This is a genomic window from Pseudomonas sp. NPDC086251 (assembly GCF_044746405.1).
Classification (GTDB): domain Bacteria; phylum Pseudomonadota; class Gammaproteobacteria; order Pseudomonadales; family Pseudomonadaceae; genus Aquipseudomonas.
This window is the reverse complement of sequence record NZ_JBIVBY010000006.1, coordinates 160,175-178,339: the sequence shown is the minus strand read 5'-3', so window position 1 is coordinate 178,339 and position 18,165 is coordinate 160,175. Positions and strand designations below refer to the sequence as shown.

The window sequence follows — 18,165 nt, the reverse complement described above, 5'->3', positions numbered from 1 at the left end:
CGTTATGCCCAGTTTTTGGTGTGAGCAGGGGCGCCTAATGGCGAGCCTGTTGCGCCGCCATCGACGACGATCTCTGCACCCACGACATTGCTGGAGTCGCTGGAGGCAAGAAACAACGCGACGGTAGCGACTTCTTCCGCTTCACCAATGCGACCGAGTGGAATCGTGGTTTTCAGTTTTTCCTCCAGCGCATCCATTTCAGTGGAATTGGCGGCGAGCGGGTTCCACACCGGCGTGCGCGCCGCTCCCGGTGTGATCTGATTGACGCGGATGCCACGCGGGGCAAACTCCGCCGCCATGACCCGTGTCATCGAGCGGACCGCGCCTTTGGTGGCCGCGTAGGCACTGTAGCCCGGCCATCCCATGTCGGCGTGTACCGAGCCGTTCAAAATGATCGAGGCGCCAGGGTTTAGGTGCGGCTCAGTCGCTTGCACGGTAAAAAACGTGCCGGTGAGGTTGGTCTGGATGATGTTCTGGAAGGTCTCCAGGCTGGTACTGCCCACCGGCGTTAGCGCGGCAATGCCGGCGTTGGCGAACACGATGTCCAGTTTGCCGAAGGCCGCTACGGCTTCTGCTACAGCGCGCTCGATCTCTTTGACGTCGGCAAGGTCTGCCTTGATCGCGAGCAGGTTAGGGCCCAACGCTTCCCGGGCCTCATCCAGGGTTTTCTGACTGCGGCCGGTGATGGCGACTTTTGCGCCTTCAGCGATGAACAGTTTTGCGGTGGCCAAGCCCAGGCCGCTGTTGCCGCCGGTGATGAATGCAGTTTTTCCAGCCAGTTTCATAGGGAAACTCCTAAGGTTTTATCATGCAACCACTGAGGCCGATGCAAAGGTGCGCAAGGCAGAGTAATCGTATGAAAACGGGTTTGTGGTTTTATAATAAAACCACTGGTTGCGATTTTTACCAGCAAAGGTTGTATCATGCAACCACTTGCTGATGACGCGTGAGCGTCACGGCTGCAAACCCCTTAGACAGAGGCGTCTGACGTGAAACGTAAAAGTTTGCAGGGCAATCCCTGTCCAGTGGCTCGCTCCCTCGACCTCATCGGCGATTGGTGGTCGTTGCTGATCATTCGTGACGCGCTCGCCGGGACGCGGCGCTTCAGCGATTTCCAGAAGAGCCTGGATGTGGCGAAAAATATCCTCAGCGCTCGGCTTAAAAACATGGTCGCAGAAGGCGTGATGCGCCTGGAACCGGCCGCTGACGGCAGTATTTACAAAGAGTACGTGTTGACCGAAAAAGGCAGGGCCTTGCAGCCGGTGCTGATTGCGTTGTCGCAGTGGGGTAACGAGTTTATGTACGAGCCCGGTGAACTCGGCTCGGTGATGGTCGACACAAAAGACCGTCAGCCGCTCCAGAAACTGCAGTTGGTGGCGGTCGATGGACGATCGCTCAAGCCCGAAGAGATCACCACCAAGTTTGGCGTCGCGCATTGAGTGTATGTTGATCTGCGGGTGTGCCGAATTCGTCATTAGCCCGGCCTAAAGCGATCAAGCCGTAATCCTTGGAATAGGCCAGTCTGGACGGTCTGTCCAAGGAGCTGATTATGATCCGACTGTCCCTGGCCGAAGCTCGCGAGCTGGCCGAATCGATCCTGCTGCACAACGGTTTCAACGCGGCCCACGCTCAGGCGGTGGCCGCCACGGTGATTGCCGGCGAGCGCGACGGCTGCGCCTCCCATGGGTTGTACCGGATTCTAGGGTGTGTGAATTCGCTCAGGGCCGGCAAAGTGGCGCCCGATGCCGCGCCGCGGGTGATCGACCAGGCGCCTTCGATCGTGCGGGTCGATGCGGCAGGTGGTTTCTCGCAGTTGGCGTTCCAGGCCGGGCTGCCATTGCTTGAGGAGAAAACCCGGGCCAATGGCATTGCGGCGTTGGCGATCAATCACTGTGTGCATTTTTCCGCGTTGTGGGTCGAGATCGAGCAGCTCACCGCGTCTGGTCTGGTGGCGCTGGCCTGTAACCCCAGCCACGCCTGGGTCGCGCCGGCGGGTGGGCGTCTGCCGGTGTTCGGCACCAACCCCATCGCGTTCGGCTGGCCGCGTCCGGGTAAGGATCCGTTTGTCTTCGACTTTGCCACCAGCGCGATTGCCCGTGGCGAGATCGAGTTGCATCGGCGTGCCGGCAAAGCGATCCCCGAGGGGTGGGGCGTCGACGCCGAGGGCCAGCCGAGTACCGATGCGAACGTGGTGCTCGATGCCGGTGCGATGTTGACGTTTGGCGGGCACAAAGGCTCGGCATTGGCGGCGATGGTGGAGCTGATCGCGGGGCCGTTGATCGGTGACCTGACCAGCGCCGAGTCGCTGGCTTATGACGCCGGCAGCAAGTCGTCGCCGTACCATGGCGAGCTGATCATCGCCCTCGATCCGCGACGTTTTCTCGGCGAAGCCACCGAGCTACACCTGGCCCGCGCCGAAGGGTTGTTCGAGAGCATTCAAGGGCAGGGCGCACGCCTGCCGTCGCAACGACGATATGAGGCGCGAGTGCGCAGCCTGGTGGAAGGCGTGCAGATTCCCGAGGCCCTGTACAACGACCTGAAAGCACTATTGGCCTGATAAACGCAACCGATCAAATGTGGGAGCGGGCTTGCTCGCGAAGGCGGTGTGTCAGTCACATTTGTATCGACTGACACACCGCCTTCGCGAGCAAGCCCGCTCCCACATTTGATTTTCGCTGTATTGAGACTCGCCCTTTTACAGTGGATTGCGATGGCTGTTGCCATCAACCAGCCGAACGATGCCCAGTGGGTTTGCGTTTTTCAGCGCATCGGGCAGCAGCGCATCCGGGCAATTCTGGTAGCACACCGGGCGCAGGAATCGGTCGATGGCGAGGCTGCCGACCGAGGTGCCACGGGCATCGGAAGTTGCCGGATAGGGCCCGCCATGCACCATCGCCTCGCAGACTTCGACGCCGGTCGGATAACCGTTGAACAGCACCCGCCCGACTTTCTGTTCAAGCAGCGGCAGCAGCTCGCCATGGACTTGCAGGTCACCAGCCTCGGCTATCAGCGTGGCCGTGAGTTGTCCGTGCAAACCCTGCAAGGCCCGGTGCAGTTCGGCCGTGTCCACCACTTCCACCAGCACGGTGGTCGGGCCAAAGACTTCTTCTTGCAGCAGCGCGTCGCCGTCCAGCAGCAGGCTGACGTCGGCCTTGAACAGTTGCGGCTGAGCCTGTTTGCCCTGTTGTTCGCGGCCCGCCAGATGGTTGATTCGTGGATGCGCATGCAATGCCTGCACGCCCTTGGCATAGCTGCCGAGCGTGCCGCTGTTGAGCATGGTTTGCCCCGGCTGTTCAGCCATCAGCGCGCTAAGCGTTTCGATGAATGCGCTGAACTGCGGCGAGCGAATGCCGATCACCAAACCCGGATTAGTGCAGAACTGGCCGCAGCCGAGCACCACCGAAGCGATGAGTTCGCTGGCGATTTTCTCGCCGCGCACTTGCAGTGCTTCGGGCAACACCACCACCGGATTGATGCTGCTCATTTCGGCGAACACCGGAATCGGTTGGGGGCGCGCGGCGGCCATGTCGCAGAGGGCGCGGCCACCCTTCAGCGAACCGGTGAAGCCAACCGCCTGGATCGCCGGATGCTTGACCAGCGCTTCGCCGACCCCGGCACCGTAGATCATGTTGAACACACCCTTGGGCATCCCGGTTTGCCCGGCGGCGCGCAGGATCGCATCGGCCACCAGCTCGGCGGTCGCCATATGCCCGCTGTGGGCCTTGAACACCACCGGGCAACCGGCGGCGAGGGCGGCCGCGGTATCGCCACCGGCCGTGGAGAACGCCAGCGGGAAGTTGCTCGCGCCAAACACGGCAACCGGGCCGACGCCGATCCGGTACTGACGCAGATCGACCCGTGGCAGCGGCTGACGTTCGGGCAAGGCACGGTCAATGCGTGCGCCATAGAAATCGCCACGGCGCAGGACCTGGGCGAACAGGCGCATCTGGCCGCTGGTGCGAGCGCGTTCGCCCTGAATGCGCCCGGTTGGCAGCGCCGTTTCCTGGGTGACCAGGGTGATGAACTCGTCGTCCAGTGCGTCGAGTTGCGCGGCGATGGCTTCAAGAAATTCCGCACGGCGACTGGCCGGCAGTGCGCGAAAAGCCGGATAGGCAGACGCGGCGGCCTGGGCAGCGGCGTCCACTTCATCAACGGTTGCCTGGATAAACGAGAAGGGCAGCGCTTCACCGGTGTGGGCGTCGTGGCTGTGCACGGTGATGCTGCCGGCAGCGCTGCGCGCACCGCCGATGTAGTTGTGGCCGATGATCTGCGGCATAAAAAATTCCTGTCGAAAAAAGATTGGCACCGCACCCATTGTCGGGATCGGATCCCTTGTCGGGACGGGATCCCTTGTAGGAGCGAGGCTTGCCCGCGAAGAACTCACGAACGATGCGTTTATTCAGACAACCCGCGTCATCATTGACGACCTTCGCGGGCAAGCCTCGCTCCTACAGGGTAGGGTGGCGGTGGGTCAGGCCAGGGAATCGCCCCGGCGTGCGGTGGCCGGTGCGGTGTCGTCCAGTGCGGCAATGCGCGCGGCAGACTCGGCATCTACCTGATGCAACGACTTGCCACGGGTTTCTCGGGTCAGGCCGACGGCGACGATGGAGATCAGCGCGGCGCCGACCAGGTACCAGGCGATTGGTGTCGAGCTGTGGTACTTGTTGAGCAGGGTGATGGCGATCAACGGCGCGAGGGAACCGGCGAAAATCGGTGCCACCTGATAGCACAAGGAGAGCGCGGTGTAGCGCACGTGGGTCGGGAACATCTCGGCCATCAACGCCGAGTAGGGCGCGTAGGTCATCGACTCGATCGCCAGGCCCAGAGTGATGGCGCCGATGATCATCCAGTTATTGCCGGTGTCCATCATCGGAAAGCCGATGAAACCCCAGAACGCCGTGAGGATCGCACCGGTCAGGTACACCGGTTTGCGCCCGACCAGGTCGGACAGATAGCCCATCAACGGAATCAAAAAGAAGTGCAGCAAGTGCGCGCCGAACATCAGGAACAGAATCTCTGACGTGTCCTTGTGCACCACCAGTTTCAAGTAAGTAATCGAGAAGGTGACGACGGTGTAGTAGAGGATGTTCTCGGCAAACCGCGCGCCGATCCCAACCAGCACCGCACGCCAGTGGTGACGCAACACTTCGACCACACCCAACTGCTGTTGCTTGTTCTGCGCCTGACGCGCCTGGGCTTCCTTGAAGATCGGCGCGTCATCGACGCTGGTGCGAATCCAGTAGCCGATCAGCACCACCACCGCCGAAAACCAGAACGCGACGCGCCAGCCCCAGGCGAGAAATTGCTCCTCCGACAGATTCGACGACAACAGCAGCAGGGCGACCGTCGCCACCAGGTTCCCGGCCGGCACGCCCGCTTGCGGCCAACTGGCCCAGAAGCCCCGGCGATTATCCGGACAGTGTTCCGACACCAACAGAATCGCGCCGCCCCATTCGCCGCCGAAGGCGAAGCCCTGGATCAGCCGCAGCAACACCAACAACACCGGTGCCGCATAACCAATCTGGTCGAAACCGGGCAAACAGCCCATCAGGAACGTGGTGATGCCGACCACCACCAGGCTCAGTTGCAGCAGGCGTTTGCGGCCGAATTTGTCACCGTAGTGACCGAACACCAGACCACCCAACGGCCGGGCGAGAAAACCGACGGCGTACAGGGCGAAAGCGGCGATGATGCCGTCGACAGGGCTGTCGGTCTGGCGAAAGAACAGTTGGCCGAAGACCAGTGCCGAAGCGGTGCCATAGAGGAAGAATTCATACCATTCGGCGACGGTGCCAGCCATGGCGGCGGCCACGACACGTTTGAGTCCCGAGGGTGTGGTTGCGCTGGAGCTGCTGTGAGGATTGGACATGCTGGCGTTTTCCGTAGAGGCGCAATGACAGGCAGCCGGGCCGGACCCGCAAGGGCCCGCCCGGCAATCACTCAGAGACCGACGTCCGGCAGTTCCGGACGATTGGCCATGGCTTTGGCCATGATCTGCTCGACGAACACTCGATCGGCTTCCGGCAGCGCCAGGCGTGGCGGGCGGGTCAGGGCGCTGCCGCGACCGGCGATGGCTTCGCACAGCTTGATGCATTGCACCAGGTCGGCACGCGCGTCGAGGTGCAGGATCGGCATCAGCCATTCGTAGATCGGCATGGCTTCGGCAAAGCGGCCGGCCTTGGCCAGGCGGAAGATGGTTTCGCCTTCTTTCGGGAATACGTTGGACATGCCCGACACCCAGCCTTCGGCGCCCACTGCAATGCTCTCCAGCACCACGTCGTCGAGACCGGCGAACAGCACGAAACGATCACCGACTTCATTGCGCACGTCGATAAAGCGGCGGGTGTCACCAGAGGAATCTTTGAAGCACACCACGTTGTCGCAGTCGGCGAGGGAAATCAGGATGTCCGGCGTGACGTCGTTTTTGTAGATCGGCGGGTTGTTGTAAACCATCAGCGGTACGTCGGCGTTCTTCGCCACGTAGCGGTAGTGTTCGGCGGTCTCGAACGGCTTGGAGCCGTAGACCAGCGCCGGCATCAGCATGACGCCGTCGACGCCAACCCGGCGCACCGCGTTGGCCACTTTGGCCGCTTGAAGGCTGGTGAACTCAGCCACGCCACAAATCACCGGCACACGGCCGCGCGAGGCATCGACCGCGACTTCGGTCACGGCGATTTTTTCTTCGGCGCTCAGCGAGGTGTTTTCCCCCACCGAACCGCACACCACCAGGCCCGATACGCCGTCACGGATCACGTTGGAAATCACCTGGTGGGTTTTTTCCAGGTTGATCGAGAAGTCGTCGTTGAATTGAGTGGTCACCGCGGGGAAGACGCCACTCCAGTTAATGCGCTTGCTCATTGTTACCTCCGGTTCATTAATTGTATTTCGTATACGATATTGTAAGTGCCAACACTCGGCCAGTGCTTTTTTCAGGTTTTAAGGGGTTTTTTTAGCCGTTGGTCAGTGCGATCAAAAATTCGGTTTTCAGGCGCCAGGCCAAGTGTCTGACAGGCGATAGCCTTGCGGCCAGGGATCGCTCGGATCGAGCAGCAATTGGTGGGTGCCGGTGATCCAGGCTCGACCGGAAATGCACGGGTAGATGGCGGGGCGCCCGGCCACTTCGGTCAGTGAATCGATGCGGCAGTGGAACTCGGAACCGATGATCGAGCGGCCGATAAAACGCTCCCCGACCTGCATCAAGCCCTTGGCCTGCATCACCGCCATGCGCGCCGAGCAACCGGTGCCGGTCGGCGAACGGTCGATCTTGCCGGGTTGAATCACCACCGCATTGGCGCCGGTGGCGATGCCATGCTCATGGACGATCGGCGCGGCAATCTGGCAGAAGGAAATATGCGACCACTCAGGGTTCAGCGGATGGACGAAGCCCAACTGTTCGTTGGCCGCGCGGGTGATTTTCAGCCCGACTTCGACCAGTTCAGCGGCCTCATCGGGACGGATGGAAAAGCCCAGGCGCTCGGCGTCGGCGATCACAAAACTGTCGCCGCCATACGCGGTGTCGACCTGCAACGAGCCGAGGCCTTCGACTTCGATCCAGGCGTCGAGGCGGTCGGCGAAGGACGGTACGTTTTTGATTTCGACCCGCTCGACCTTGCCGTCACGGCAGTCGGCCACGGCCTCGATCAATCCGCCGGGCGCTTCGAGCACCAAGCGGGTTTGCGGCTCGGTCATCGGCAGGATGCCGCTGTCGAGCAATACGGTGGCCACGCACAGCGAGTTGGAGCCAGACATCGGCGGGGTGTCGGCCGGTTCCATGATGATCCAGGCCATTTGCGCCCGTGGGTCCTTGGCCGGCACCAGCAGATTGACGTGACGGAACACGCCGCCGCGAGGTTCGTTGAGGACGAAGTTGCGCAGGGTTTCATCCCTGGCGATCCAGCGTGATTGTTCCCACACCGTGGCGCCGGGTGGCGGGGCGACGCCGCCGACGATCACATCGCCGACTTCGCCTTCGGCGTGGCAGCTGACTACGTGGATGATTTTTGATGAGCGCATTGCCTGCTCCTTGTGTTGTCTGTATGGGCCCTTTCGCGAGCAAGCCCGCTCCCACATTCGATTGCATTTCTTCTGGAAGAACTCGATCAATGTGGGAGCGGGCTTGCTCGCGAAGGGGCCATTCGTTATTTCACCGATTTCAGAAACGCCGCAGTCTCTGCATGCACCGGATTGCCAATCACCTGATCCGGCGACCCGATCTCATGCACCAACCCATTGCGAAAAAACGCCACGCGATCAGACACATCCCGGGCAAAGCGAATTTCGTGAGTCACCAACACCATGGTCATCCCGTCCTCGGCCAGCATGCGCATGGTGTCCAGCACCTCGCCGACCAGCTGCGGATCAAGCGCCGAAGTGGCTTCGTCGAACAGCATGTAATCCGGCGACATCGCCAGGGCGCGGGCAATCGCCATGCGCTGTTGCTGGCCGCCGGACAACTTGCCGGGGAAGGCCTTGAGCTTGTCGCCCAACCCCACGTGCGTCAGCTGCCGCACCGCCAGTTCCTCGGCTTCGGCCTTGCTTTTGCCCAGCACTTTGCGCGGCGCCAGCATCACGTTTTCCAGCACGGTCAGGTGCGGGAAGGCGTTCCATTGCTGGAACACGATGCCGATCCGCTGCCGCAGGCGGTTGAGGTCGGTGGCGCTGTGATGGACCTCGACGCCATCGACGCGGATGTTGCCTTTCTGGATCGGCTCCAGGCCGTTGATGCACATCAGCAGCGTCGATTTACCCGAGCCGGAGCCGCCGATAATCGACACCACCTCGCCCTTGCTCACCGTCAGGTTCACGCCCTTGACCACTTCAAGGTCGCCGAAGGATTTATGTACGTTGTCGATCTCAATCATTTTCTTGCCACCTTCTTTCCAGACGAGCGCCGAGGCGAGCGACCACCAGGCTCATGACGTAGTAGATGAGGCCCGCGATGCACAGCACCAGCAGCGGCTCCTGAATGCGGGTCACGATGGTTTGCGAGGCGCGCAGCAGTTCGACGATGCCGATCCACATCACCAGCGCGGTGTCTTTCATCACGCTGAGCACCAGGTTCAGCCAACCCGGGAAGGCTACCCGCGTGGCCATCGGCAGGACGATCCAGCGCAGGTCCTGCAAGAAGCTCAGGCCCAGCGAGCGACTGGCCCGGCGCACACTGAACGGCACCGACAGCACGCCGCTGCGGACGATTTCGGTGAAGTACGCGGCGGCGTAAACCCCGAGCACGATGCAGCCAACGCTGAAGGCGCTGATGTTCAGGCCGACGATGCTCTTGAGCGAGTTGAACAGCACGAACTGGATCAGCAACGGCACGCTGCGAAACACGTCCAGCACCCAGGCCAGTGGCAGGCTGGCCCGCGGCAACAGCGCTCGCAGCAGACCGAACAGCAGCCCGGCGAAGGAGCCGAGGATGATCGACCAGAACGTCAGTTGCAGGGTGATCCAGGCGCCATTGAGTAAAAACAGCAGGTCATTCCAGGAAAAACTGGTGGAAAACATGGTCACCCCTCAGTAGCGAAACAGCCGCCAGGCCATCAGCCGGGCTGCCGCGACGATCGCCTTGGCAATCAGGTAATACAGCACCGCGGCGATGGCGAAGTATTCGAAGGTGCGGAACGTCTTGACGTTGTAGTCCTGGGTCACGCCGGTGAGGTCGTTGTTCAGCCCGACGATCACCCCCAGCGACGTCATCAACACCGCCCAGACCATCTGGTTACTCAGCGGGTAGAACACGATCCGCAGCAACTGCGGGACGATGATCATCCGGTAGGCCTGGAACGCACTCATGCCCAGCGAACGCGCAGCGCGCACCTGCGTACTCGGCACAGCCTTGAGGCCGCCGCGAAAGTTTTCCGCGAGATAACCTGCGTTGTTGAAAGTGATCCCCGCCAGCAATGCGAACCATGAACTGACGTGCAAGCCCATCGAGCCGAGGCCGAAGTACAGGACGTAGATCTGGAACAGCGACGGTGTGTTGCGGGCGATCGACACCCAGCCGTTGCCGATGCCGCGCAGCAGCGGGTTTTTGGTCTCGCGCATGACCGTCAGGGCCAGGGCGATCAGCACGCCGAAGATCATCGACAACGCCGCCGTCTCGAAGGTGACCAGCGCCCCAGCGAGCATGTCTGGCAGGGCGCGCAGGGTCGCGCGCCATTGGAAGGTGTAATCAAACATGCGCGGGGCTCTCCAGTGAGGCGGCGGGTTGCAGCCACGCCGGCAGACGACCGCTGGCCGTGGCGTTGCAGGCCGCGTCGACGCATTCGGCGAGGTTGGCGAAGTGCACCTTGCGACCGACCAGCCCCGGTGCGTAATGGGCGTACTTGCCCGAGTTGGTCATCAAGGTTTTCGCCGCCAGCGGAATCACCGGTTCGCCGAGCATGCACCAGCAGGTGTCGGTCACCAGCGTGGCGCCGAAGGCTTCGATCACGGCGATGTGCCCGGCCTCGCGGGCCTGCTCCAGCACGGCACGGCCGCAAGTGATGGCGAGGACCACGTCAGGGTGTTTGTGCCGACCGCGACACAGCCGCGCCAGGTGGGCGAACTCGCTGAGCGAGAAATGCGGGTTGCCCAGCGAAACCACATCCACCCGGTTGTCGCGGGCACTGTTGAGCTCACGCCAACTGAGCAACAAGTCCGTCAGGCGGATTTTTTCCACCGGCAGCGCGACGTCCGGCGCCAGCACCTGAGCCGGATCGAGTGCCTCCGGTGTCACCCCGGCGATATGAAACAACGGCGCGGCGGAGGTGGTGGCGAAGGCCGCACCGAAGGCTTTCAAATCGTCCAGGCTCGGCGTGCGCTGTTGCAGTCCCAGCACCAACGGAATCCGGCTGCCCGACAGGGCGCCGATGTGGTAACCGAGCAGCGGGTAAAAAGCATCGTCCAGTTCGCCCAACGCCGGCAATTCGATTTGCAGGCCAGCCTTGCGCTGCGCGTCCAGGTGGCAGCCGATCAGCGGGGCTCGTCCGGTCAGAGCGATGCAGATGTCCAGGTAGTCCGGGTATTTCAGGGTGCGTGCGCCGAGCACGCTGTTGGCGTAGACCACTGCGTTGGATTCGGCCCAGACGATTTGCTCGCCGGCCTTCGGCGCGCTGTCGAGCAGGTAGGGCGCACAGGTGAAACTGAGCTGCGCGCCCATCGCCATGTACGCATCGCCCAAGGCACTGGCCGGTATGCCGAGCGCCGGGTCGATGCCCAACTCACGCCAACGGCGCTGGTCGACGGAGATTGAATTGAGGGTGGTCGGCACCCGCACTTTGGCTCCCCACTGCACCAGCTGTTCGGCGAAGCGCAGGCTCGCCGGTCCGGTGTAGATGCAGCCGTCGATGTGCGCCTGGGTGACATCCACCAGGCTGCGCGCGCCTTGCAGTTGCGCCATGCGCAAGACGATCTGCATGGCGACCTGGGCGGCCTTGCCATGCTGGCCGTCGAGCAGCGCCTGATCCTGTTCGCTGAGTTCGATCAAATCGCCTGTTTCGGCGGTTTGCAAGGGTTCGTCGACTGCCTGCCAGGCATCGTCCGGCAGAGCGTCGAAGCTTGTCACCAAAGGGCCTTCGACCCGAGCGAAGGCCTGGCCGCGCAAGGCGGCGAAGGCCTCCCGGCCGATGCACAACACCGGCAGGGAACGCTCGAAAATGGTCTGTGCTACGAGCACGCCCAGGGTCAGGATCTCATCGGGTTCCGCCAGTACCAGTGCGGCGGGCGCGTGACCGTTGCTGATCAGTTCCATCAGCACACTGCTGCCGGTACACGAACCGCGGCCACTGGGAATCGCCAGCACCCGGCCCGCCAGGTGTTCGCCGCTGAGCGGGTGGTGGCGGTCGATGACTTCTCCGCTGTACGGATCGACCCCGCCCCAGAAACTCAAGCCGACATCGGCAAACAGCAGGGCACCTTGGGCGGCCCCCGCGACCAGACTGCGACCGGTAAGAGAAGTGAGCCTAGGCATGCCCGACACCTCAGTAGTAGACCTTGGGTACGGTCAGGTCGGTGGGTGAAATCTCGGTGCCGACCCATTTGGTGAACAGCTCATTGTAGCGCCCGCTGCGCACCTGCTGATTGACGAACAGGTTGAGGTAATTGAGCAAGCCATACTCGTTACGCTTGGCACCCAGGGACACGTAGTCGATGGTGTACGGCGCGTTACCGGCGATTTTCAGGTTCTTGTATTTCCCCGACTTGATGGTGGCGGCGGCCACGGTATTGGTGACCACGGTGGCGTCGATGTGGCCTTGGGCGACCGCCAGCAGCGTGTCGTTCTGCGACTGGTAGGCGCGGAAGGTGCCGCTGCCCCAGTTCTTCACGTCTTTTTCCAGGGCGATGGCTTCATAGGTGCCGCTGGTGTTGCCCAGGGCTTTGCCCTTGATGTCGGCGAAGCTGTTGATGCCGGTGTTGTCGCGGGTCAGCACCACCATCTGGAAGGCAAAGTACGGCACGGTGAGGCCGACGGTCTTGGCCCGTTCGAGGGTGTCGGACGTGGAGGCGACGATCACGTCGGCACGCCCGGAGACCAGCGCCGGAATGCGGTCGGGGAACGGCGTTTCAACCACTTCGGCTTCAACCCCGAGGATTTTTGCCAGGTCGCGGCAGTAGTCCACGTCGAAACCGGCCGGGTTGTTACCTTCATCGCGGAAACCCATCGGCGGGAAGTCCAGGGTCACGGCACACCGCAGCTTGCCCGAACCGATGATGTCGTCGAGCTTGTCGGCCTGGGCGGTGGCGATAAAGGAGGTACTGAGAACAGCGCTGAGGGCTACGGCAAATGCGGGGTTTTTCATAGAGGCCTCGGGGTCGGTGAAGTGCTGTTAGATATCGTATCGTGGATTTCGTATACGATATTAATGGTAGCAATCAACGTGCCCATTTCCAGTCCCGGGTGTGAATTTGTTGTCCGATGTTGAAGTAGAGGTGTTGCAGCGGCGCGACCCTATCCAGGGTGGCACCGGCGGCAGTTTGCAGGTGTTACATAAGGGAGCAATGGTTGCGCTATCGCCCCTTTAAGGAACACGTTTCCTAACGCTGATTGTCGCGATACTGGCTGGGCGCCAGGCTGGTCAACGCACGGAACTGTCGGCTGAAGGCACTGTGGTCGGTGTAACCACAGCGCAGGGCGATCTCGGTGATGGGCAGGTCGGTGTCCAGCAGCAGGCGCGAGGATTCTTCCAGGCGGGCCTTGTGAATCATTTGTCGCGGGGTGAGCTGGAACACGCGTTTGCAGTGACGTTCCAGTTGCGCCACGGAATACCCGGCGATGTCCGTCAGCTCGGCGAGACTGATTGGACGGGCGAAATGCGTGCGGATATGCGCATCCACCGCCGCCAGTTTCTGGAAGGCCGGGTGGTTGGACTGTGGCAATTGCAGGTCGCGCGAGATGCCGGCCAGGCCGACGATTTGACCTTGCTCGTCATGCAGGGCGAGTTTGTGGGTCAGACACCAGATCGGCTGGTTGCCGTAATAGAGGTGCAGTTCGAGTTGGTCTGACAGCTCGCGACCGCTGGCCAGCACCCGCCGATCCTGCTCGGTGTACAGCGGGCCGTAACGCTCCGGAAAGACCCTGTCGGCGGTGAGCCCGAGCAGTTCGGCGCTGTGTTTGAAGCCACAGCGCCGGGCCAGGGTCTGGTTGACGAAGGCGTAGCGGGCCTCGCTGTCCTTGATGAAAAACACCACGTCCGACAGGGTGTCGAGCAGTGGCGCGATCGGCTGCAGACTGCTCAACAGCGTCGGCAGGTCGCACGGTTTGAAGGTAGTGAGCGAGGCATACATGGCGCTGGGCGTCTGGAGGCAATCTGCCGAATCATAAAGACTCGGCAACAGACCCGAAAGCCCCGGACCGGCATTCAGGCCGGCGGGGTGTCGTCCAGGCACAACAAGGTTTCGATTCGCGCCGGGCTGAACGGCGGTCGTGGCGCCGAGGGTTGCCAGCCGAACAGGTGCTGCAACGCGCCGCCACACACTCGGCCCTGACAGGCACCCATGCCGCAACGACTGGCCAGCTTGGCCTCGCGCCAGTTGGTGTGCCCGGCCAGAGCGGAGTAGGGCACGTCTTCGCAGCGACACACCAGGGTGTCGGCCTGCGCCAGCGACTTGAGTTGCGGGTCGAGGGTGAAGGCGTGATTCAGCGCCCTGGCAAAACCTTGCCAGCGCGCCCGTCGAGCAAACAGCGCTCGGGCGGCATGCGTGTTACCGACGGCCGCGTGACCGGCGATGGCGCCTTCGACCAGCGCCAGTTCACTGCCACCGAAACCCGTGCATTCACCTGCGGCGTAGTGATCGGCGCGGCTCGTGGTCTGCCAGGCATCGACGGCGAGCGCTTGATCCGCGAGTTCACAACCGAGGGCCTGGCCGAGCTGGGTGTTGGGAATCAGGCCGAAGCCACAGGCCAGGCGATCGCATTCCAGCTCGACGATTTTCCCCTGTTGTTTCAGGCGCACACCTTCCAGGCGCGTGCTGCCCAACGCAGCCAGTACGTGAGTGCCGGTGCGGTAATGACGGTCGAACAAAGTGAACGACTGCATCAACTTGTGCGGCCAACGCGGCAGTTGCGCGGCGAAACCGGCGACGGCAGTCGTCGAAGCCTGCTCGGCGATGCGCAGTACCTGGGCGCCGTTGTGTTTGGCGGTGGCGGCGCTGGCCAGCAACAACGGTCCGCTGCCGGCGATCACCAAGCGCTCGTCGTGCACCGGCAGGCCGCCCTTGATCAATGCTTGAAGGCCACCCGCGCCCGTCACACCGGGCAGCGTCCAGCCGGGGAACGGCAGCAGCAACTCGCGGGCACCCGTGCACAGAATCAGTAAGTCGTAACCGATCAGCCAGCCGCGATCGGCGTCTTCGACCAGCAGTTCTTTCGGGCCGGCGCAGGCGATTACCCGCGTGCCGGCGTGGCGGCGGATGTTGCTGCACGCCTGCAATTGCTCGCGCATCTGACGCGCCTGATTCGGCAGGCTGGCCTGGGGGCCGTCGCGCCAGATTTGCCCGCCCGGCAGCGGATTATCATCGAGTAATACAATGCGAGCGCCGCTGGGTGCAGCGGCAAGCGCGGCGGCCATCCCTGCGGGACCGGCACCGATGATCAGCAGGTCGGCATATTCACTCATGCTCGGGTCTCCACCTGCATGCCGTCACGGCACAGGGTTTGGCAGGCCAGGCGTCGTCGGCCGTCGATGGTCACCCGGCATTCCTGGCAAATGCCCATGCCGCACAGCGGCGCGCGTCGCTGGCCGCTGACCGACGTGCGGTTGCAACCATCGCCGCCCAGCGCCAGTGCCGCCGCGACGCTGGTGCCTTCGGCGACCCTCAGCGCACGGCCGTCCAGCATCAATTCAAGCATACACATGCTCCTTGAGAAAACGTTGCGGCAGGTAAGGTTGCGCGGCCAGGGGCGGCGTTTCATCGAACAACTGCGCGACCAGCAAATCAGCGGTGCCCGGCGCGGTGGTGACACCCAGGCCTTCGTGGCCGACCGCCAGCCATAGGCCTTTGCGGTGCGGGTGTTGACCCACCAGCGGCAGGCCGTCGGGGCTCGCCGCACGAAAACCGGTCCACGCGCGGATGCCGTTGAGCTGTGCCAAACCGGGCATGTAGTCGACCGCACGCCTGAGCATTTTCGCCAGCATCCAGCCTTCGACTTGTGGGTCGGTGGTGCCGAATTGCCGAGACGCGCCGATGAACAATTGCCCGGTCGGCCGCGGCTGGATGTTGCAGGCCGTCGAAGGGCCTGTGGCGTTGTGCGCGCTGGTGACGTAACCGAGTTCCACCAGGGTGTGGGTGATTTTGCCGGGATAGCGGTCGGTGATCAGCAAGTGGCCTTTCTTCGGCTCGATCGGCAACTCCGGGCAGAGTTCGTTGGCCTGGATGCCGTTGGCCAGCACCACCGCGTCGGCGCTGAGCCAGTGGCCGTCGTCGAGTCGCACGCGGTTGCCATCGACTTCGCTGACGCGTGCCCGACGCTGGCTGATGGTGGGGGCGTCGAGCATCCAGCGGGCGGTCGCCGGGGCGTAGAGGATGCCGTCGCCATTGATCAACAAACCGCCTTCGAGACTCGCGCGCAGTTCAGGTTCACGCTCATGCAAGGCATGGGCGCCCACCAATTCGCACGCCACGCCGTGTTCCTGCAAGGTCTGGTACTTGGTTTGCGCGACGGCCATTTCTTCGGCATTGGCCGCCAGCCACAGCGTGCCGTTGCTGCGATAGGCGCAGCCGTCGGGCAGGGCCGGTGCCCGTTCGCGCCAGCGTTGCAAGGAATATTGACTGAGGGCCAGTTCGGCGGGGTTGTCGTCGAGCACCAGCAAGTGGCCCATGCCCGCCGCCGTCGCGCCGGGCAGGCCGGCGTCCAGCACCAGCACGCGCAAACCGCGCTCGGCCAACGCCTGGGCGCACGCAGCACCGATGATGCCGGCGCCGATCACGATCACATCGGCCACTTGGCCCTCGTTCACGGGCGGATGCCCCAGGCGAACGGGTCGTCCTGTTCGATGATCAGGCTGGCTTCGGCGCTGATGTAGGCGCGTCCGCGAATGGTCGGCACGATGCGCTCGCCGTGGATTTCGTAGGAACCTTCGAACTCGCTACCGATCACGCTGGCCTGACGCCAGAGCTGTCCCGGTTGCAATTTGTCGTCCGCCGCCAGGCACGCCAGTTTGGCGCTGGTGCCGGTGCCGCAGGGCGAACGGTCGTAGGCCTTGCCGGGGCAGAGGACAAAGTTGCGGCTGTCGGCATGCTCGTCATCGGCGAACAGCTCGACATGGTCGATCAAGCCGCCGTCTTCACCGCGAATGCCTTGAGCCTCCAATGCTTGTTGTACGGCGAAGGTGTAGGCAGTCAGGGCGTCAAGGTTATCGCCGGCAATGTGCAGGCCATGCTCGGCGATCAAGAAGAACCAGTTGCCGCCCCAGGCCACATCGCCGGTCACTTGGCCGATCCCCGGCACCTGCAACGACAGCGCTTTTCGATAACGATAGGCCGGCACGTTGCGTACGCTGACGGAGCCGTCTTCGTGCAGGGTCGCCTGCACCGTGCCCACCGGCGTCTCGATGCTGTGGATGCCAGGGCCGATCTTGCCCAAATGCGCCAGCGACGCCACGAGGCCGATGGTGCCGTGGCCGCACATCCCGAGGTAACCGCTGTTGTTGAAGAAAATCACCCCGGCGCAGGCGCTCGGATCGACCGGCTCACAGAGCAGGGCGCCGACCAGCACGTCGCTGCCCCGAGGCTCCAGCACGCAAGCGGCGCGCCATTGATCATGCTGTGCGGCCAGCCGCTGTCGACGTTCGGCCATGCTGCCGGTGCCCAGGTCAGGAAAACCGGCGGTCACCAGGCGGGTCGGTTCGCCGCCGGTGTGGGAGTCGATCACGGTGATGCGTTTCATGGGAGGGCCACTTCCGTTCAGATGAGTGAACCAAAGAGTGGCCTGTAGGGAGGTGCGCCGGCTTGAGGGTTTTACCCTGTGCCGGTGACGAAATCAGCACAGTGTGGCGAGCGGTCAGTGGCTGTGGGGCAGGTGCTCGAACAGGGTCTTGCAGACCCCGGCAATGTGCTCGTCGAGCAGCTTCACCGCCAGGTCGACGTCACCGGCGCGACAGGCGGCCAGGATTTCCCGGTGTTCGTGATCGGCGCGATCCTTGCCGGCCGAGAGGCTCATCTGCATGCGCAGGTAGCGTTCCAGCTTGTCGTTGACCGAGCGAATCAGGCCAACCAGAAACGGCCGTTGCGCCGGTTCGTAGAGGCAAGCGTGCAATTCCCAATTGAGCTCGGCCCAGCGTCCGACGTCATCTTCGCCAATGAACTCCTGGCAGATGCGTTCGGCGCGGGCGAAGGTTTCTTCGGTCATGTTCGGAATCGCCAGGCGCAGCACCTTGTCTTCGAGCAGCATGCGCACTTCAAACATCTGCGCCAGTTCGGCATCCGACACCCGCGTGACCATCGCCCCGCGATTGCGCTGGAACATCACCAGGCCTTCGGCCTCCAGGCGCTTGAGGGCTTCGCGCACCGGAATCTTGCTGACGTTGAACTGACGGGCGATGTCGTCCTGGCGAATCGGCTCGTCCTCGGCAAAATGCCCGGCGACGATGGCATCACGCAGATGCCGGGTGATGATTTCCGACGTCGACGGCGCATTGCCAAGGTCTGGGGCATTGAATTTGGGTAGGGTCACGGCGGCGGTTCGTT

18 protein-coding genes are annotated in these 18,165 nt (G+C 62.9%); 2 read left to right on the top strand and 16 right to left on the bottom strand.

Annotated elements, in window-relative coordinates; genetic code table 11:
• Window positions 1-2: 2 nt before the first annotated feature.
• Window positions 3-785: an SDR family oxidoreductase gene (locus ACIPL2_RS10105; RefSeq protein ID WP_401355616.1), complete on the bottom strand. Its 783-nt coding sequence runs from the start codon at window positions 783-785 to the stop codon at window positions 3-5.
• 204 nt (window positions 786-989) lie between these two features.
• Between ACIPL2_RS10105 and ACIPL2_RS10100 the strand changes: the two genes are divergently transcribed.
• Together ACIPL2_RS10100 and ACIPL2_RS10095 are read left to right on the top strand one after the other, a co-directional pair.
• Complete coding sequence (locus tag ACIPL2_RS10100) at window positions 990-1,439, top strand: winged helix-turn-helix transcriptional regulator (protein WP_401355614.1); 450 nt, start codon at window positions 990-992, stop codon at window positions 1,437-1,439.
• A gap of 110 nt (window positions 1,440-1,549) precedes the next feature.
• A complete protein-coding gene (locus ACIPL2_RS10095; RefSeq protein ID WP_401355612.1) occupies window positions 1,550-2,557 on the top strand; it encodes an Ldh family oxidoreductase in 1,008 nt (335 codons plus the stop codon).
• 138 nt (window positions 2,558-2,695) lie between these two features.
• On the opposite strand, the gene ACIPL2_RS10090 is transcribed toward ACIPL2_RS10095, so the two are convergent.
• The 15 genes from ACIPL2_RS10090 to ACIPL2_RS10020 form a co-directional block, all read right to left on the bottom strand.
• Entirely contained in the window at window positions 2,696-4,276 is a 1,581-nt protein-coding gene (locus ACIPL2_RS10090; protein ID WP_401355610.1) for an aldehyde dehydrogenase (NADP(+)), read from the bottom strand.
• A gap of 195 nt (window positions 4,277-4,471) precedes the next feature.
• Entirely contained in the window at window positions 4,472-5,869 is a 1,398-nt protein-coding gene (gene abaF / locus ACIPL2_RS10085; protein ID WP_401355608.1) for a fosfomycin efflux MFS transporter AbaF, read from the bottom strand.
• A 71-nt stretch (window positions 5,870-5,940) separates the two neighbouring features.
• On the bottom strand, window positions 5,941-6,858 hold the full coding sequence (locus ACIPL2_RS10080; protein ID WP_401355606.1) for a dihydrodipicolinate synthase family protein: 918 nt from the start codon (window positions 6,856-6,858) through the stop codon (window positions 5,941-5,943).
• A gap of 126 nt (window positions 6,859-6,984) precedes the next feature.
• Window positions 6,985-8,013, bottom strand: coding sequence for a proline racemase family protein (locus ACIPL2_RS10075; protein ID WP_401355603.1), 1,029 nt, complete (start codon window positions 8,011-8,013; stop codon window positions 6,985-6,987).
• A gap of 125 nt (window positions 8,014-8,138) precedes the next feature.
• Entirely contained in the window at window positions 8,139-8,861 is a 723-nt protein-coding gene (locus ACIPL2_RS10070) for an amino acid ABC transporter ATP-binding protein (protein ID WP_401355601.1), read from the bottom strand.
• Complete coding sequence (locus tag ACIPL2_RS10065) at window positions 8,854-9,504, bottom strand: amino acid ABC transporter permease (protein ID WP_059402451.1); 651 nt, start codon at window positions 9,502-9,504, stop codon at window positions 8,854-8,856. Before ACIPL2_RS10065 ends, ACIPL2_RS10070 begins: the two co-directional genes overlap by 8 nt.
• 9 nt (window positions 9,505-9,513) lie before the next feature.
• Window positions 9,514-10,179, bottom strand: coding sequence for an amino acid ABC transporter permease (locus ACIPL2_RS10060; RefSeq protein WP_401355598.1), 666 nt, complete (start codon window positions 10,177-10,179; stop codon window positions 9,514-9,516).
• Window positions 10,172-11,950 (bottom strand): aconitase X, encoded by a 1,779-nt coding sequence (locus ACIPL2_RS10055; RefSeq protein WP_401355595.1) that lies wholly within the window; start codon window positions 11,948-11,950, stop codon window positions 10,172-10,174. The genes ACIPL2_RS10060 and ACIPL2_RS10055 overlap by 8 nt, the downstream gene beginning before the upstream one ends.
• 10 nt (window positions 11,951-11,960) lie before the next feature.
• Window positions 11,961-12,779, bottom strand: coding sequence for a transporter substrate-binding domain-containing protein (locus ACIPL2_RS10050; protein WP_401355592.1), 819 nt, complete (start codon window positions 12,777-12,779; stop codon window positions 11,961-11,963).
• 235 nt (window positions 12,780-13,014) lie between these two features.
• Complete coding sequence (locus tag ACIPL2_RS10045) at window positions 13,015-13,764, bottom strand: helix-turn-helix domain-containing protein (RefSeq protein ID WP_401355744.1); 750 nt, start codon at window positions 13,762-13,764, stop codon at window positions 13,015-13,017.
• Window positions 13,765-13,838: 74 nt separating this feature from the next.
• Window positions 13,839-15,095: an FAD-dependent oxidoreductase gene (locus ACIPL2_RS10040; RefSeq protein WP_401355591.1), complete on the bottom strand. Its 1,257-nt coding sequence runs from the start codon at window positions 15,093-15,095 to the stop codon at window positions 13,839-13,841.
• Window positions 15,092-15,328, bottom strand: coding sequence for a (2Fe-2S)-binding protein (locus tag ACIPL2_RS10035; protein WP_401355588.1), 237 nt, complete (start codon window positions 15,326-15,328; stop codon window positions 15,092-15,094). Before ACIPL2_RS10035 ends, ACIPL2_RS10040 begins: the two co-directional genes overlap by 4 nt.
• Window positions 15,321-16,436, bottom strand: a complete 1,116-nt coding sequence (locus ACIPL2_RS10030; RefSeq protein WP_401355586.1) for an NAD(P)/FAD-dependent oxidoreductase — start codon at window positions 16,434-16,436, stop codon at window positions 15,321-15,323. The genes ACIPL2_RS10035 and ACIPL2_RS10030 overlap by 8 nt, the downstream gene beginning before the upstream one ends.
• On the bottom strand, window positions 16,433-17,365 hold the full coding sequence (locus ACIPL2_RS10025; RefSeq protein ID WP_401355583.1) for a 4-hydroxyproline epimerase: 933 nt from the start codon (window positions 17,363-17,365) through the stop codon (window positions 16,433-16,435). Before ACIPL2_RS10025 ends, ACIPL2_RS10030 begins: the two co-directional genes overlap by 4 nt.
• Before the next feature lie 114 nt (window positions 17,366-17,479).
• Window positions 17,480-18,151 carry a GntR family transcriptional regulator gene (locus tag ACIPL2_RS10020; RefSeq protein WP_401355581.1) on the bottom strand — a complete coding sequence of 224 codons (672 nt, stop codon included), beginning with the start codon at window positions 18,149-18,151 and terminating at the stop codon, window positions 17,480-17,482.
• Between the last annotated feature and the right edge of the window lie 14 nt (window positions 18,152-18,165).

Bases quoted from the DNA above. Each gene is read 5' to 3' on its own strand.
- ACIPL2_RS10075 (WP_401355603.1), bottom strand. From the start codon at position 8,013: ATGCGCTCATCAAAAATCATCCACGTAGTCAGCTGCCACGCCGAAGGC.
- ACIPL2_RS10025 (WP_401355583.1), bottom strand. From the start codon at position 17,365: ATGAAACGCATCACCGTGATCGACTCCCACACCGGCGGCGAACCGACC.
- ACIPL2_RS10060 (WP_401355598.1), bottom strand. From the start codon at position 10,179: ATGTTTGATTACACCTTCCAATGGCGCGCGACCCTGCGCGCCCTGCCA.
- ACIPL2_RS10065 (WP_059402451.1), bottom strand. From the start codon at position 9,504: ATGTTTTCCACCAGTTTTTCCTGGAATGACCTGCTGTTTTTACTCAAT.
- ACIPL2_RS10080 (WP_401355606.1), bottom strand. From the start codon at position 6,858: ATGAGCAAGCGCATTAACTGGAGTGGCGTCTTCCCCGCGGTGACCACT.
- ACIPL2_RS10105 (WP_401355616.1), bottom strand. From the start codon at position 785: ATGAAACTGGCTGGAAAAACTGCATTCATCACCGGCGGCAACAGCGGC.
- abaF (WP_401355608.1), bottom strand. From the start codon at position 5,869: ATGTCCAATCCTCACAGCAGCTCCAGCGCAACCACACCCTCGGGACTC.
- ACIPL2_RS10090 (WP_401355610.1), bottom strand. From the start codon at position 4,276: ATGCCGCAGATCATCGGCCACAACTACATCGGCGGTGCGCGCAGCGCT.
- ACIPL2_RS10050 (WP_401355592.1), bottom strand. From the start codon at position 12,779: ATGAAAAACCCCGCATTTGCCGTAGCCCTCAGCGCTGTTCTCAGTACC.
- ACIPL2_RS10055 (WP_401355595.1), bottom strand. From the start codon at position 11,950: ATGCCTAGGCTCACTTCTCTTACCGGTCGCAGTCTGGTCGCGGGGGCC.
- ACIPL2_RS10095 (WP_401355612.1), top strand. From the start codon at position 1,550: ATGATCCGACTGTCCCTGGCCGAAGCTCGCGAGCTGGCCGAATCGATC.
- ACIPL2_RS10070 (WP_401355601.1), bottom strand. From the start codon at position 8,861: ATGATTGAGATCGACAACGTACATAAATCCTTCGGCGACCTTGAAGTG.
- ACIPL2_RS10045 (WP_401355744.1), bottom strand. From the start codon at position 13,764: ATGTATGCCTCGCTCACTACCTTCAAACCGTGCGACCTGCCGACGCTG.
- ACIPL2_RS10035 (WP_401355588.1), bottom strand. From the start codon at position 15,328: ATGCTTGAATTGATGCTGGACGGCCGTGCGCTGAGGGTCGCCGAAGGC.
- ACIPL2_RS10040 (WP_401355591.1), bottom strand. From the start codon at position 15,095: ATGAGTGAATATGCCGACCTGCTGATCATCGGTGCCGGTCCCGCAGGG.